This is a genomic window from Bacteroides sp. 14(A) (assembly GCF_000526555.1).
In the GTDB taxonomy this organism is placed as follows: domain Bacteria; phylum Bacteroidota; class Bacteroidia; order Bacteroidales; family Bacteroidaceae; genus Bacteroides; species Bacteroides cellulosilyticus.
Genome location: NZ_JAGH01000004.1, coordinates 440,349 through 455,696, shown reverse-complemented (window position 1 = coordinate 455,696; position 15,348 = coordinate 440,349). Strand labels below are relative to the sequence as shown.

Annotated in this window: 12 protein-coding genes and 1 tRNA gene; 8 read left to right on the top strand and 5 right to left on the bottom strand. The window is 41.5% G+C overall.

The features are described 5' to 3' along the window. Positions 1-56: 56 nt before the first annotated feature. The 5 genes from ffh (at position 57) to K429_RS0120960 (ending at position 5,921) form a co-directional block, all read left to right on the top strand. Positions 57-1,376 carry a signal recognition particle protein gene (gene ffh / locus K429_RS0120980; RefSeq protein WP_007213341.1) on the top strand — a complete coding sequence of 440 codons (1,320 nt, stop codon included), beginning with the start codon at positions 57-59 and terminating at the stop codon, positions 1,374-1,376. 154 nt (positions 1,377-1,530) lie between these two features. Further along, a complete protein-coding gene (gene folD, locus K429_RS0120975) occupies positions 1,531-2,412 on the top strand; it encodes a bifunctional methylenetetrahydrofolate dehydrogenase/methenyltetrahydrofolate cyclohydrolase FolD (RefSeq protein WP_007216115.1) in 882 nt (293 codons plus the stop codon). Between the two features lie 93 nt (positions 2,413-2,505). After that, positions 2,506-3,642, top strand: coding sequence for a CapA family protein (locus K429_RS0120970; RefSeq protein ID WP_029327925.1), 1,137 nt, complete (start codon positions 2,506-2,508; stop codon positions 3,640-3,642). A gap of 91 nt (positions 3,643-3,733) precedes the next feature. After that, positions 3,734-3,807: transfer RNA gene (locus K429_RS0120965), tRNA-His, on the top strand. Between the two features lie 185 nt (positions 3,808-3,992). Then, positions 3,993-5,921, top strand: coding sequence for a PAS domain-containing hybrid sensor histidine kinase/response regulator (locus K429_RS0120960; RefSeq protein ID WP_029327924.1), 1,929 nt, complete (start codon positions 3,993-3,995; stop codon positions 5,919-5,921). Positions 5,922-5,926: 5 nt separating this feature from the next. Here K429_RS0120960 and K429_RS0120955 read toward each other — a convergent pair whose 3' ends face one another. After that, positions 5,927-6,493, bottom strand: coding sequence for a sugar O-acetyltransferase (locus K429_RS0120955; protein WP_007216111.1), 567 nt, complete (start codon positions 6,491-6,493; stop codon positions 5,927-5,929). Positions 6,494-6,803: 310 nt separating this feature from the next. On the opposite strand from K429_RS0120955, the gene K429_RS0120950 reads away from it, so the two are divergent. The 3 genes from K429_RS0120950 to K429_RS0120940 all read left to right on the top strand — a co-directional run bounded on the left by K429_RS0120950 (position 6,804) and on the right by K429_RS0120940 (position 9,419). Continuing rightward, positions 6,804-7,100: a hypothetical protein gene (locus tag K429_RS0120950; RefSeq protein WP_007216110.1), complete on the top strand. Its 297-nt coding sequence runs from the start codon at positions 6,804-6,806 to the stop codon at positions 7,098-7,100. A 111-nt stretch (positions 7,101-7,211) separates the two neighbouring features. Continuing rightward, positions 7,212-8,849 carry a B12-binding domain-containing radical SAM protein gene (locus K429_RS0120945; RefSeq protein WP_029327923.1) on the top strand — a complete coding sequence of 546 codons (1,638 nt, stop codon included), beginning with the start codon at positions 7,212-7,214 and terminating at the stop codon, positions 8,847-8,849. 12 nt (positions 8,850-8,861) lie between these two features. Continuing rightward, positions 8,862-9,419, top strand: coding sequence for a pentapeptide repeat-containing protein (locus tag K429_RS0120940; RefSeq protein WP_029327922.1), 558 nt, complete (start codon positions 8,862-8,864; stop codon positions 9,417-9,419). On the opposite strand, the gene K429_RS0120935 is transcribed toward K429_RS0120940, so the two are convergent. The 4 genes from K429_RS0120935 to K429_RS0120920 all read right to left on the bottom strand — a co-directional run bounded on the left by K429_RS0120935 (position 9,396) and on the right by K429_RS0120920 (position 14,966). Next, positions 9,396-10,709 (bottom strand): HAMP domain-containing sensor histidine kinase, encoded by a 1,314-nt coding sequence (locus tag K429_RS0120935; RefSeq protein ID WP_029327921.1) that lies wholly within the window; start codon positions 10,707-10,709, stop codon positions 9,396-9,398. The genes K429_RS0120940 and K429_RS0120935 overlap by 24 nt on opposite strands. A gap of 135 nt (positions 10,710-10,844) precedes the next feature. After that, entirely contained in the window at positions 10,845-12,569 is a 1,725-nt protein-coding gene (locus K429_RS0120930) for an AraC family transcriptional regulator (RefSeq protein ID WP_029327920.1), read from the bottom strand. Between the two features lie 10 nt (positions 12,570-12,579). Further along, a complete protein-coding gene (locus K429_RS0120925) occupies positions 12,580-13,017 on the bottom strand; it encodes a Fur family transcriptional regulator (RefSeq protein ID WP_007213321.1) in 438 nt (145 codons plus the stop codon). Between the two features lie 5 nt (positions 13,018-13,022). Further along, the gene (locus K429_RS0120920) at positions 13,023-14,966 is read right to left on the bottom strand and encodes a heavy metal translocating P-type ATPase (protein ID WP_029327919.1); all 1,944 of its coding nucleotides are present in this window, start codon (positions 14,964-14,966) and stop codon (positions 13,023-13,025) included. Positions 14,967-15,348 lie beyond the last annotated feature (382 nt).

Here is a 15,348-nt window from a genome sequence, read left to right as displayed (position 1 = left end):
GTACTTTTGCGCCTCAATAAGAGTAATTTGTAATTTATAAATAGAATTATATCATCATGTTCGATAATTTAAGCGAAAGACTGGAAAGGTCGTTTAAAATTCTGAAAGGTGAAGGAAAGATCACCGAAATCAATGTTGCGGAAACCCTGAAAGATGTGCGTAAAGCACTGTTGGACGCTGACGTAAACTACAAAGTAGCCAAAACTTTCACTGATACTGTTAAGGAAAAAGCATTAGGACAAAACGTGCTGACAGCTGTAAAGCCCAGTCAGTTGATGGTAAAAATCGTGCACGATGAACTGACTCAATTGATGGGTGGCGAAACAGCAGAGATTGATTTGGAAGGAAAGCCGGCAGTTATTTTGATGTCCGGTCTGCAAGGTTCCGGTAAGACAACTTTCTCAGGTAAGCTGGCACGAATGCTGAAAACGAAAAAGAACAAGAAGCCATTGTTGGTGGCTTGTGATGTATACCGCCCTGCCGCTATTGAACAGTTGCGCGTACTAGCTGAACAAATTGGAGTTCCAATATACTCTGAACCTGACAGCAAGAATCCGGTGAAAATTGCTGAAAACGCCATTCAAGAGGCTAAAGCCAAAGGATACGATGTAGTTATTGTCGATACAGCCGGACGTCTGGCAGTAGACGAAGAGATGATGAACGAGATTGCCGCTATTAAAAAAGCAATCAATCCAAACGAAATCCTATTCGTAGTAGACTCCATGACCGGCCAGGACGCTGTAAACACAGCAAAAGAGTTTAACGAACGACTTGACTTCAACGGTGTTGTACTAACTAAATTAGATGGTGACACCCGTGGTGGTGCCGCTCTTTCCATTCGTTCGGTGGTGAACAAGCCGATCAAGTTTGTGGGTACAGGTGAAAAACTGGATGCTATTGATCAATTCCATCCCTCACGTATGTCAGACCGTATCCTTGGTATGGGTGACATCGTTTCATTGGTGGAACGTGCCCAGGAGCAGTACGATGAAGAAGAAGCAAAACGCCTGCAAAAGAAGATTGCCAAGAATCAATTCGATTTCAACGATTTCTTGAGTCAGATTGCACAGATCAAAAAGATGGGCAACCTGAAAGACTTGGCTTCTATGATACCGGGTGTAGGTAAAGCTATTAAGGACATTGATATTGATGATAATGCATTTAAAAGTATTGAGGCTATCATCTATTCGATGACTCCGGCAGAACGCAGTAATCCGGCTCTTCTGAACGGTTCGCGTCGTCAACGCATTGCCAAAGGTAGTGGTACGAATATTCAAGAAGTAAACCGTCTGTTGAAACAATTTGACCAAACCCGCAAGATGATGAAAATGGTAACGGGTAGCAAGATGGGCAAAATGATGCCGAAGATGAAATAATAAAGATAAACTGCAAGCATACCAATCCCGCTAATTTCATATTTTAAATGAAGTCAGCGGGATTGTTGTTATATTCGGTTATTTGCTCTATATTTGCGATACTCTTTTAGACCCCTAATACAAGATAAATTATAATCAAAACAAAAATATTTATATGACATTAATTGATGGAAAAGCAATCTCTGAACAAGTAAAACAGGAGATTGCTGCAGAAGTAGCAGAAATTGTAGCAAAAGGTGGCAAATGCCCTCACCTTGCTGCAATTCTTGTAGGCCACGATGGTGGCAGCGAAACGTATGTTGCTGCCAAAGTGAAAGCATGCGAAGTTTGTGGATTCAAATCCAGCCTCATCCGTTATGAAGCGGATGTTACGGAAGAAGAGCTCCTTGCTAAAGTACGTGAATTAAATGAAGATGCAGATGTTGACGGATTTATCGTACAACTCCCATTACCCAAGCATATCTCTGAGCAAAAAGTGATTGAAACTATCGATTATCGTAAAGATGTAGACGGGTTTCATCCTATCAATGTAGGTCGCATGTCCATAGGATTGCCTTGCTATGTATCAGCAACCCCTAACGGTATTCTTGAACTACTGAAACGCTATCAAATAGAAACTTCGGGTAAGAAGTGTGTAGTATTGGGACGTAGTAATATCGTCGGTAAACCAATGGCTGCACTGATGATGCAGAAAGCCTATCCAGGAGATGCTACTGTAACCGTATGCCATAGCCGGAGCAAAGATCTTGTAAAAGAATGCCAAGAAGCCGATATCATCATCGCTGCATTGGGACAACCCAACTTTGTGAAAGCTGAAATGGTAAAAGAAGGTGCCGTAGTTATTGATGTAGGTACTACACGTGTACCGGATTCTACAAAAAAATCAGGCTTCAAACTGACTGGAGATGTTAAGTTTGACGAGGTTGCTCCGAAATGTTCATTTATCACTCCTGTGCCGGGTGGTGTAGGACCGATGACCATCGTTTCTTTGATGAAGAATACATTGCTGGCTGGCAAGAAAGCAATATATCAATAATAAAAATACCGAATACCGGAAGGAACCTCTTGTGACAACTTGACTCCTTTCGGTATTTATTTTATCCAGTGGAACCTTAATCCGCTCAAAGTCATGAGACAGACAATCCCTCTTGCATTACTTTTCTTCTTTATATCGTGTTGTAGCACAGCACAGGAACAAGTAGTACCGGAATCCACTGATACAATCCCCCCTGCAAAAATCACTCTATTATTTGTAGGTGATCTGATGCAACACCAAGCCCAGCTTGACGCCGCGCGTACAGATAAAGGGACTTATGACTACTCTCCCTGCTTCTCTCTAGTAAAAGAGCAAATCAGTGGGGCGGATATCGCTATCGGCAATTTAGAAGTACCTATCGGTGGAAAACCTTATAGTGGTTATCCGGCTTTCTCTGCACCTGATGAATATTTATATGCCATTAAAGAGGCCGGTTTCAATGTTCTATTAACTGCTAACAATCACTGTCTCGACCGCGGTAAAAAAGGTTTGGAACGTACAATCCTAATGTTAGATTCCTTACGTATCCCCTACACCGGAACTTATAGAAATGAAGAAGAACGCCGTCAACGATACCCATTACTCATTCACAAAAACGGTTTTCGAATTGCCCTTCTTAACTATACCTATGATACCAATGGGGTTAAGCCATCCTCTCCCAACATAGTGAACTATATTGATAAGAAAATCATGTTACAGGATATCGATACAGCACGAACATGGCAACCTGATGTTATCATTGCCTGTATGCATTGGGGAAACGAATACCAATCGCTACCTAGTCGCGAACAACGACAGTTGGCTGATTGGTTATTGGAACAGGGCGTTACCCATATCATCAGTAGCCATCCTCATGTTATACAACCGATGGAACTACGTACCGATAGCATTACCGGAGCACAACACGCTGTAGTATATTCTTTAGGGAATTTCATCTCCAACATGAGTAAAGTAAATACTGACGGAGGACTTATATTCACATTAGAATTAGAAAAAGACACCACAACATCTACCTCCCCACAAGTTCGAGTACAACGTTGCGGATATAATTTCGTATGGACAGCACGTCCCAATTTCACCAAAGAAAAAAACTATGTGCTTTATCCCACAGATTCCACATCTATTTCAAAGCTCCCGGAAGCTGCACGTAACCATCTGAATATCTTCGTCAAAAACTCCCGGAAGCTCCTCCACCAACACAATATAGGAATTAAAGAGAATAAAAAATAATGCAGATTTCAATAAAATATTTCGCCAAATATTTGCAGTATCAAAGATAATACCTATCTTTGCACCGCGTTTGAGAAATGACGCAAACATGGTGACTGTAGTTCAGTTGGTTAGAGCGTCAGATTGTGGTTCTGAATGTCGTGGGTTCGAGTCCCATCAGTCACCCAAAGAAATCCTGTAAGTTTATGACTTACAGGATTTTTTGTTCATAACACTTTACTATCCTCTATGTTAAAGTTTACTATTCCGACCAGCCCCCAACAAATATTAACCACGATAATCATAAAGTTCCGGGAATTTGCATACATTTGCACCACACTTATAAAAACATCATAGGTGCAATAATAAACATGGAAAATGAACTTCTGTCGCTCATTCCTGAATATATACCTTTAGGGCTCGGCGTATATGATAAAGATGGATATCTGAAATACGCCAATGACACTACACTAAAAATGTTCGGTGTAACTATGAAGGATATTTATAATATTAATATCTTCGATGACCCTAACATCACGGCAGAAGATAAAACTCTCCTAAAGCAGGGGTTGAACGTCTCTTTTGAAACCGATTATGATTTCGATCTTTGTGAAAACTTCTACGAAACACCCATCAAAGGAATCAAAAAATACTTTGTTACCAAAGTAACTATCATGCGCGATCCCGTAGGAAATCGTCAAGGCTATTTACTAGCCTGTGAAGATATCACCGTAAAGAAAGCACAAGAGCGGGAAATTATTGAAAGCTACAAGAAAATAAAAGCAACACAAAAGGAATTATCACTAGCCTTGAATGCTGGGAAGCTATCCTCATGGAACTACAATATAAAAGAGGGTCTGTTTTGCAAATTCGATGTTCATATCGAAAATATTGAGAAAAGATCATTGCAATCCATATATGAGAGCATTCATCCCGACGACAGAAATAAATTCATGGCATTACTGGAAGCAGTTGCTCATAAACAGAAGCTCCCGGAAAACAGGATTATATTAAGAGTTCTGGAAAACAATGCAACAGATTATAGTTACTCCAGCTTTACCTACAGTGCAGTAGAAGATGAAGCAGGCAATGTAGTGGTCATCACATTTATTCAACGGGATATTACCGAAGACATTATATACCAGCAAAATCTGATTACAGCCAAAAACAAAGCAGAAGAAGCGGACAAATTGAAGTCCACATTCCTCGCTAACATGAGTCACGAAATCCGTACTCCACTCAATGCAATTGTAGGATTCTCCGAATTGCTGACCGAAACGGATGATGCGGAAGAAAAATTTGAATATAAACAACTGATTGAAACCAACAGTGAGATACTCCTGAAATTAATCGGGGACATTCTCGATCTATCAAAAATTGAAGTTGGCTCCATTGATATCAATCGTCAGAAACTGAATTTGTGCCAGCTTTGCGATGAATTGTACCGATCCTTCCAGCAACGGATTAAAAATCCCAAAGTTACCCTCAAACTCATCAACCCATATACCAAATGTGTGGCGAATTTCGACAAATATCGCTTTATGCAAATATTCACAAACTTTGCTACGAATGCCATTAAATATACGCCACAAGGTGAAATTGTGATGGGATACGAATGTATGCCCGGACAGGTAAGAATCTATGTAAAGGATAGTGGCATCGGAATACCGGAGGAGAAAAAGAACCGTATCTTCAGTCGTTTCGAGAAATTAGATACTTTTGCCCAGGGAACCGGCTTAGGACTTTCTATCTGTAAAGCCATTGCCGATGCTACAGGCGGAGAAGTAGGCTTTAAATCCAAAGCCAACATAGGTTCTGAGTTCTGGTACATCGGATATACCGATGTCGAATATGTCGAAAAATCAGAGGTTGCAGACGAGGATTTAAATAACAAAAGTACAGAACACCTTTCCGCAGATTCCTCAGTAAAGATTAAAGATCTGAATATTCTGATAGCGGAAGATAATGACAGCAATTACCTGTTAATCAAGAAACTTCTTAAAGACAATCAACTAACCCGCACCATAACCGGAGTAGAAGCTATCGAGAAAATCAAAGCCCAGACCTTTGACATCGTCTTTATGGATATGCGGATGCCGGTAATGAATGGACTGGAAGCAACTTCCCTCATCCGGGAATTCAACCAGACTACCCCTATTATCGCCCTTACTGCCAATGCATTCGACTCCGACAGAGAGAATGCATTAGCCGCAGGATGCAATCATTTCATGACCAAGCCCGTCAAAAAACGAGAATTAATGGATTTACTTTTCAGATATTTCAAACAACAACCCCAATAACAGGATTATTTCTGATTCAATTTACGTATCACTTTAGCAGGATTTCCCACAGCCAACGAGTCTGCCGGAATATCATGCGTAACCACTGAACCCGCACCGATTACACAACGGTCGCCAATAGTCACTCCCGGGCAAATTGTCGCATGACCGCCAATCCAGCAACGTTCACCAATGGTTACCGGCAGACAATTCTCATAGGCATCCCTTTCGTCAGCATCAAGCGGATGTTGCGCCGTATAAATATGTACTCCCGGAGCAATCAGCGTTTTCCGGCCAATAGTAACTTTAGCACCATCCAAAATAACAGCACCGAAATTGATAAAAACTCCTTCAGCTGCATATATACCATCCCCATAATCGCAATAAAAGGGTGGTTCTACAAAAAAATCCGGAGCGGAATTCGGGAAAAGTGAACGGGTAACCTCCGGCATTTTAGAGGTATGATATTCAGTCACATTCAACTGATGCAGCTTCTTTTTTACTTCAGCCCGATAGGCATACATTTCAGGAGTATGAGCATCGTAATGAAGCCCTTCGCGCATACACTTTAATTCTTCTTGAAGTGTTCTCATCTTAAAAATGATTTTATTATTAACTCGTTAAAAGCACTGCAAAGTTAGTATAAATTCAGGCACCTGTATGCCCATGTTTCTGTAAAAAAAGTAAATGTCCAAAACCATAAAAAAGGCTCAATTGTTATCTAAATATTCGGAATTATCAGGTGTACAACAAACAGTCTTTTAGTTTAAAAAAGTTGAAAGTAGATAATCCTACGCTTATTTTCTGTTTGCTGGCACTCGATTTACGGATATTATTACAGAGTATTAACCAATATACTCCTGATATTAGTATGACAACATGTATAACTAAAAATAAATGATTATGGAAACAAACGAGAAATTAATTGCAGTCGTAGAAATCGGTGGTGACAAAGCAACTCAATTCTGGGCAAGAGCTGATGATTTGGCGCAAGCATACAATGAGAAATCAACGGATATAGTCTATTCAGTAAAGAAACTTCCTGATTCTGATAACCTCTTTCACTTCTTCGCTACCTCAAAAGAAGAAATGACGCAGGAAACCTTGTTGGAATGTAGCCGTGAGTTCCTGGATGAATTATTGACATTAGTTCCCAGCGAATGCGTCAGAATATCCGTTGTCGGACCTAAAGCAGGCTAAAAGAGCATACCGTAAACCGGTAAAGCAAAGGATTGGGCAGGCAGAAAAGAGGCAGATAGGAATACATTCATTATCTTTGCAACTGTTTTTGTAAACCCAACCCTATATAAAATGAAGTTACTCTGGCTCGACCTCAACAGTTCATACGCACATTCTTCCCTGGCACTTCCGGCACTACATGCCCAGATTGCTGATGATACATCCATAGAATGGGATATCGTATCAGCCACTATCAATGAGAATGTAGGTCTGACTGTCAATGAAGTCTACCATCGCAAACCTGACATACTTGCCGCTACAACCTGGCTCTTCAACCATGAGCAATTGCTCCATATCCTTTCAAGAGTAAAAGCACTACTGCCACAATGCTGCATTGTATTAGGCGGCCCTGAGTATTTGGGAGACAATGAATACTTCCTACATAAGAACCCTTATGTCAGCTGTGTATTCAGAGGAGAAGGAGAAGAAGTGTTCCCGCAATGGCTCGCATGCCGGAACGAACAGGAAAAGTGGAATACCATTCCCGGACTCTGTTATCTCGACTCCAACGGGCAGTACAGAGACAACGGCATAGCACGTGTACTGAAATTCTCTGATCTCATACCTCCCGAAAAAAGCCGCTTCTTTAATTGGAGCAAACCATTCGTACAGCTGGAAACGACACGAGGCTGTTTCAATACCTGTGCTTTCTGCGTCAGTGGAGGCGAAAAGCCTGTACGTACACTTTCCATAGAAGCTATTCGCGAACGACTCCAAATCATTCATCAACATGGTATTAAAAACGTGCGTGTACTCGACCGTACTTTCAATTACAATACCCGCCGGGCAAAAGAACTGCTTGAGCTTTTTCTTGAATACCACCCTGATATACGCTTCCATCTGGAAATACACCCTGCACTTCTTTCCGAAGAACTGAAAGAAGAATTGAAACACTTGCCCGAAGGTCTGTTACACCTGGAAGCAGGCATACAAAGCCTGCGTGAACCTGTACTCGAAAAAAGCCGGAGGATGGGAAAGCTGACAGACGCATTGGAAGGTCTGAAATTCCTGTGTTCTCTCCCCAATATGGAAACACATGCCGATTTAATAGCAGGACTCCCACTCTACCATCTTTCAGAAATATTCGAAGATATCCGTGTTCTGGCAGCATACGGTGCAGGAGAAATACAACTGGAGTCTCTCAAATTACTCCCCGGTACGGAAATGCGTAGAAGAGCGGAAGAATTGGGCATCCAATATTCTCCCCTCCCACCCTATGAAGTGCTTCAAACCCGCGAGATCAATGTAAGTGAATTGCAAACAGCCCGTCAACTCTCCCGCCTGTTGGATGGATTTTATAATACTCCAGCCTGGCAATCCATCACCCGTAAACTCATTCTGAAAGAAGAAAAATTCCTGTATCGGTTCCTGGAACACCTGATACAAATAGGTTTGATAGACCAACCGATAAGTCTGGAAAAACGAGGACTTATTCTGTATGAATTCTGTAAGCACAACTATCCGGAATATCAGTTAGAAGCCAGCATTGCTTGGATAGAGGCCGGCATGTCACTGAAAAAACTTCCGGCAGAAAAGGTAAAGACCAAACGGCAGGTTCCCCCGGAGAACTGGCAAGTACTGTATGGCCAATACAAAGAGAATCTCCGCCTTTGTTTCCTGCCTGTCAATGAGGAAACCAATCAAGGCTATTGGTTTGGTTTCGAATCGGAGATACAGAAGCCGGAACCCGTATTCAAAGCAATGAATTAACTGAAAAGATAAATGGAAGACAAGACCATAGAAAAAGTAGATTTCTCCATCGAGGAACTGGAAACAAATTATTATGAATGTACATTTGACAAATGTAACTTTTCAGATAAGCCTATCGGAAGAGTTATATTCGAAAAATGTACATTCAAAGAGTGCAACCTTTCATTAGTAAAAACCAGTAATACCTCTTGGTTGGATGTCCTGTTCACCGATTGCAAAATGACAGGCATCAACTTCAGCCTCAGCAACCGCTTCGGCTTGTCTGTGGAATTCCATAATTGTCTGTTGTCATACGCCCTTTTTACTGAGATGAAACTGAAAGGAACCCGTTTTATAGGGTGTGATTTGCAAAACACAGACTTTATGGAAACCGACCTTTCCAATGCAGTATTTAAAGATTGCGACCTCTGTTATGCTTCTTTCCATCATACCAACCTAGAGAAAGCAGATTTCACTACTGCACGCAATTATACTTTAAATCCTGCTGCCAACCGTCTGAAAAAAGCGAAGTTCTCCCGCTACGGACTGGAAGGGTTGCTTACAGGATTAGGAATAGAAGTTGTCGATTAACTTCTCCTTGTATAACTTGGGAGTAGGTGCAGTACTACAAGGTAATGTAACCCAAACAGTTGTACCTACACCTACTTCCGAAGTCAACCCAATAGATCCACCCATACATTCCGCAATGGACTTACATATAGGCAACCCTAACCCAACTCCTTGTGTAAAAGAGTCCACTTTTTCAAAACGTTCAAAAATAACAGGCAATTTATCCTGCGGAATACCACATCCGGTATCCGTAACCTTTATCTCAATACCTTGTTCTGTAACGCCGTAAGTAATATCAATATACCCTTCCTGAGTATGCTTCAAAGCATTCGACAAGAAGTTATTCAATATCTGTTTCACACGCTTTGTATCCAGTTCAGCCATATAGCCCTGTCCCGGTTTATGAATACGGATATCCAGCCTTCCGGCTGCTTTCATCCTGTACTCGGTAGTACTTTCCATTATCAAGTCGGACAGACAGAACCACGTGGGATGCAGATCTATATACCCCGCCTCTATCTTCGAAATATCAAGAATATCATCAACTATTTTCAGTAGAAGCGCATTGTTGTGATTGATCAGATTACAAAATTCTTTCTTTTCCGCTATATCCTCAGTATCCGCCAATATGCTGGAGAAACCAACAATAGCATTCAAAGGAGTACGGATCTCGTGACTCATATTTGCCAGGAAAGCCGTCTTCAGTCGATTGGCTTCCTCTGCTTTGTCTTTCGCTTTCCGCAAATCGCTTTCCAGCTTTTTCCTCTCGTCAATAATCTGGGTGCCTCCAATCAGAATAGCAGGTTTTCCACCCTCATCATACTCATATATGATACCATAGATATTTCTCCAAGATAAAGTATTGTCCGCATTCTGGTATAAGAACTCTTCATCAATAAGCTTGGAACAACCTTTCTCCAATCCATCTATCGCTTCATAGATTCTTTTTCTGTATTCCGGCAATACATGCGACAGGTGCTCATCTGCATTCACTACTGTAACTCCCTGCTCATCTCTCTCCAAATCTCCATCCCAGATAATCTCTTTACGTTTCAAATCCCATTTCCACAGTTTCAGTTTAATGGCTTTCACCAGCAAACGGTGCTGAAGATTCTGCTGTTTCAATTGCTGTTGCTTTTCCCCCAATTCATGCATCAAGAGACTATAGGGCTTCATCAATTCCTGTTTACCATCAATAGATATCCCTGGAAGACGATTGCGAAGCTTATTATATTTTCGGAAATAATAGACTGCCGCTATCAGTGAAGCAATGAAGGCAAACAGAGTTATTAAATATAAAACATACATCATAATTCAGGTTATCCTTATAATTGAACCACAAAGGAAATCAATTCTCAGATAAGCCTTAAAATATATTTTAATTGGTTATTAAAAATAGTACCAAAAGTTATTAAGAAAAGTATTATATATCTAACAAACAGCACATTAGGCATCCATATCCTTTTGAGCATTCTTAAATTCCGAAGGAGTCATTCCCGTTCTTCCCTTAAACAACTGATGGAATGTAGGCATGCTGTTGATGCCTGATGATTCAGCAATTGCACGCAAAGTGTAATCGGGTTGTTCCTTCATTAAATGTATCGCATAATTCAGGCGCAGGTTATTGATATATCCGTTCAGGTTAGTGTCCGTATTCTCCTTTATCATCTTGGCAAAACGAGTATTATTCATGCGGACAATTCTAGTCAGCTCTTCTCTCGATAAGTCGGGAGAAAGATACATTTTATCCCGTTTTATAATATAATCCAGTTTTTCGAAAATCATCTTATTCATCTGCTTATCCTGCTCCTCGTTATCACCGGATTCGTCTTCCACTTTCTCTGGAAAAGAGAGATCTTTCTCTACACCCAGTTGCGAACGGTCCATTTCTTCCTGCATGGAAAATTGCTCGTTAATGCGTTTTACCAGCGCTTTATTTTTGTTTCTGATTACACAATTTTGATGCCATAGTCTCCACAAAAAGAATAAAGCCAGTAATGCGCCACTCAGAATACATATCAGCGTAATGGTTCGTATCTTCAGCTGAAACGCCTGTTCCGAGATACGGGCTTCTTTCTCGTTTAGCTCATAAAGTGCATCCAGTTCCAGTGCGGCATTCTGCTTTTCCCGCTGGTAAATGCTATCTTTTATTGCAGTGATATCCCTTTGAAGATTTATAACCGTTTTATAGTTCTCTAATTTAACATTGGCTTGTATTTCCAAATTCAGGATACTGAGATACTGGCTATTCAATGTATCCTGCTGACGCATTACTTCCTTAAAATCACGACAATTATCCAATACGGCCTGATATTTTCCCAAAAGCAATAAATAAGGAGTAGCATCAAATTTACCATCAGGAGTGGAAGCAGCATTTGTCGACTGATATTTCTTATAATATACAGCTGCACGCTTCTGGTCTCCCATCAAATGGAAAAGATAAGCCAATTTGGAGTATACATACGCAAATTGCAGATCCAATAAGTCCGCACGGATTTTCGATTGTTCACTCATCCTGTCAAGTAACTTTTCGCGTTGCAGACCTATTTCCAAAGCCTCGTTCGATCGCTTGTCAGCAATCAGATAGCCCATCTTCACTCCATAGAAATAGGAAAGCATCGTTTCATAGTCTTCATTTTTAGAATTATCGAGCAAGTCAATGGCCTGATCAAAGAACAGATACCCCTCTTCTTTGAAAGAAAGCCTTCTTTTGTTCTCTCCCATACAAAACAATAACTTACATTCGGACTGTATATCTTTAAGTTCGCGCGCCAGCTCCACCCCCTGAACAGCATAGCGCATGCTTTCCTTATATTCACTTAATAGAGAAAATAATTCAGCCATGGATACCGTCATCCTCAACAAATGTGAAGGATTATCATGTGACAGGGAATCGCTGACATAAGCCCTGCGAGCATAATAAAGAGCGGATTTATTTCTGTACATATTACGATAAACCGCACTGCGCAGCTCATCAACAATATTTAGAGGCATTGCACTGTTTACTTCAGCTTTATCCAATAATTGCAAGGTCCGAACAGGATCTTTCATATAATCCTTCATAATATACTCCCTGGTATATTGTTCCGGCGCACGGTTATCCCCCCCTGCCCGGACAGGCAGAGATAGGAATCCCAATAAAAGGAAGCACAAGTAGTAGAAATGTCTCATAATATCTTTCTTATTCTTCTGTGTCTATTTTCTGATGGACTGCACAGTCTGCGCAAATGCCCTTGATAACGTAATTTATACCGGTCTGCATAAACCCTTCCGGAAGGTTGACCGTTGGAGCATGCACACTTCGGATGCAGTACGTCTTGTGGCACTGCTCACAATAGAAATGCATGTGCTGGTCTTCCACCGTGCACATACAGCAATCTTCGCAAACCGCATATTTCAGCGAACCGCTTCCATCATCCACTCCATGTATCAGGTGATGGGAAAGAAACAGGGTTAATGTCCGGAAGATAGTAGATTTATCAACCGTGTCGAGTTTATCCTCCAGGTCAGTCACGGACACGGCCCGCTTCATCTCCATCATGGTACGGAGAATCAGCAGCCGCATGGCCGTAGGCTTTATATCCCGCAGGGACAATTTATGCAAATATATTTCTTCCATATTTCTTAAAACTTCTTTCTCAATATACGGACTGAATTCAGCACCACCAACAAAGCTACGCCGACGTCAGCAAACACTGCCGCCCAAAGAGTGGCAAATCCGCAGGCACCCGCCAGCAACACCAACACCTTCACCGTAATAGCACCTACTATATTTTGTATCACTATCCGTCGTGTTGCCCGCCCTATAGAGATAGCGGTTGCAACTTTGGATGGCTGATCAGTCTGAATAACGACATCCGCGCTTTCGATGGCAGCGTCCGAACCTAACCCTCCCATGGCAATACCTACATCACTGAGAGCCAATACAGGAGCATCGTTCATACCATCTCCGACAAATGCGACAGACATACCCGGAACAGAATTGAGTTGTTCCAAATGAACGGCCTTATCTTCCGGCAATAAGTCACCGTAGGCTTTGTCAATTCCCAATTCCTTTGCAAAGATATTAACAATCTCTTGTTTATCCCCGGATAACATTTGAATATTATCTATTTTTAAAGCCTTTAATTTTTTAATAGCATCTACCGCATCCTCTTTCAGAGTGTCTGAAAGTAGCAGTTGTCCGGCATACTTCCCATCCACGGCACAGACCACTACCGTAGCTACACAATCCGCAAGTTCTTCGGGTACAGCTATCTGACGGTCAGTCAATAAACGGATATTACCGACAAGTACCTGATGGTGTTCCACCTCAGCTTCCAAACCGTATCCTGCCAATTCATTCAAAGAAGTCACAATCGCAGGTTTCACACCACGTCCGGAAGCATAGTGAACAATGGCTTGTGCCACAGGATGGGTACTTTTCTTTTCTACAGATGCCACTAAACTCAGTAATTCATCTTCGGGGATATCTGTAGCCTGTATGGACGTCACACGGAAACTACCGGTAGTCAACGTACCTGTTTTATCGAATACAACTGCATTGATACGGGTTATGGCATCCAGATAATTACTTCCTTTAAACAAGATACCTGTACGCGAAGCCGCTCCTATTCCGCCAAAATAGCCCAATGGGATGCTGATAACCAATGCACAAGGGCAGGATATCACCAGAAACACCAGTCCCCGATAGAGCCAGTCATTGAACACATAGTCAAATCCCGGATGCACAGCCGCAACAAGTGCAGGAAGAGCAACGATAAGAAAAGCCAACAGGACTACAATCGGTGTATAGATACGGGCAAACTTCCGGATAAAAAGTTCCGCCGGTGCTTTCCGTTCCGCCGCATCCTGAACTAAAGTAAGAATACGTGCCAGAGTGCTATGATCATAAGGTTTCGTCACTTGTATGCGCACTGCCTGTCCGCTGACAATCATACCGGCAAGCACCTCGCCTCCTTCGGAGACATTGCGCGGCATACTCTCCCCCGTCAGTGCCGAAGTATCGAAGACGGCATAAGGATTTTGCAAGCTACCATCCAAGGGAACCCGTTCACCGGGCTTCACTTCGATCACTTCTCCTACATTTACCTCACGGGGGGAAACAGTATTTAGTATCCCCTTTCGGTACACATCTACTTGTTCGGGACGTACATCCAGCAAATCCTTGATATTACGGGATGCCTGGTTCACAGCCTTATCCTGCAACATCTCTCCGATGGAATAGAGTAGCATTACTGCCAGTGCTTCCGGATATTCTCCGATATAGAAAGCTCCAAGGGAAGCCAATGCCATCAGCGAAAACTCATTGAACCAGTCTTTTTGCAAAATACTCTCCCAAGCTTCGCGCATCACAGGCAGTCCGACAGGCAGGAAGCCTATAAGAAACCAAAAGAACTCGATAACCGGATTAGCGAACCACGTCCACTCCTGATGCTGAAAGACAATACCCAACAGAAGGAAGACACCGGACAATACCGGAGCCCACCACTTCTTAATGATAGATTTCTCTTTTTCTTTGCTTTGCGAATGAGTATGTGAACAACAACACTGACATTTACTTTCCATAATCTTTTTATTTTTTTAGTTGGTACAAAGGTAAGGAATAGGAAATGCAACTGGGTTGCAAAGGGCCCATTGACAATTTATTATAAATTATTTCTGTAATTGCATAGAACTAAAATCCTATTCGCAAGAAACTAACTCTGTTTATACACATTATTATTATTACAACAAATATTATTATTTCTTACAACAGTTGTGCTTCTTTCTTACAATAGATGTTGTAAGAAAGAAGTATAATTGTTGTAAGATTATTTTTTAGCACTTTCAAGAATAATTTCTTGTATCCCGGAGATTAAACGGATTGAAAAGAGGATAAGTTATTAAACATTCTCAAAAAGAGCAATCACTGTCAAACTTTTATTGAAGATAAATAGTTCTATATATA

Bases quoted from the DNA above. Each gene is read 5' to 3' on its own strand.
- ffh (WP_007213341.1), top strand. From the start codon at position 57: ATGTTCGATAATTTAAGCGAAAGACTGGAAAGGTCGTTTAAAATTCTG.
- folD (WP_007216115.1), top strand. From the start codon at position 1,531: ATGACATTAATTGATGGAAAAGCAATCTCTGAACAAGTAAAACAGGAG.
- K429_RS0120970 (WP_029327925.1), top strand. From the start codon at position 2,506: ATGAGACAGACAATCCCTCTTGCATTACTTTTCTTCTTTATATCGTGT.
- K429_RS0120960 (WP_029327924.1), top strand. From the start codon at position 3,993: ATGGAAAATGAACTTCTGTCGCTCATTCCTGAATATATACCTTTAGGG.
- K429_RS0120955 (WP_007216111.1), bottom strand. From the start codon at position 6,493: ATGAGAACACTTCAAGAAGAATTAAAGTGTATGCGCGAAGGGCTTCAT.
- K429_RS0120950 (WP_007216110.1), top strand. From the start codon at position 6,804: ATGGAAACAAACGAGAAATTAATTGCAGTCGTAGAAATCGGTGGTGAC.
- K429_RS0120945 (WP_029327923.1), top strand. From the start codon at position 7,212: ATGAAGTTACTCTGGCTCGACCTCAACAGTTCATACGCACATTCTTCC.
- K429_RS0120940 (WP_029327922.1), top strand. From the start codon at position 8,862: ATGGAAGACAAGACCATAGAAAAAGTAGATTTCTCCATCGAGGAACTG.
- K429_RS0120935 (WP_029327921.1), bottom strand. From the start codon at position 10,709: ATGATGTATGTTTTATATTTAATAACTCTGTTTGCCTTCATTGCTTCA.
- K429_RS0120930 (WP_029327920.1), bottom strand. From the start codon at position 12,569: ATGAGACATTTCTACTACTTGTGCTTCCTTTTATTGGGATTCCTATCT.
- K429_RS0120925 (WP_007213321.1), bottom strand. From the start codon at position 13,017: ATGGAAGAAATATATTTGCATAAATTGTCCCTGCGGGATATAAAGCCT.
- K429_RS0120920 (WP_029327919.1), bottom strand. From the start codon at position 14,966: ATGGAAAGTAAATGTCAGTGTTGTTGTTCACATACTCATTCGCAAAGC.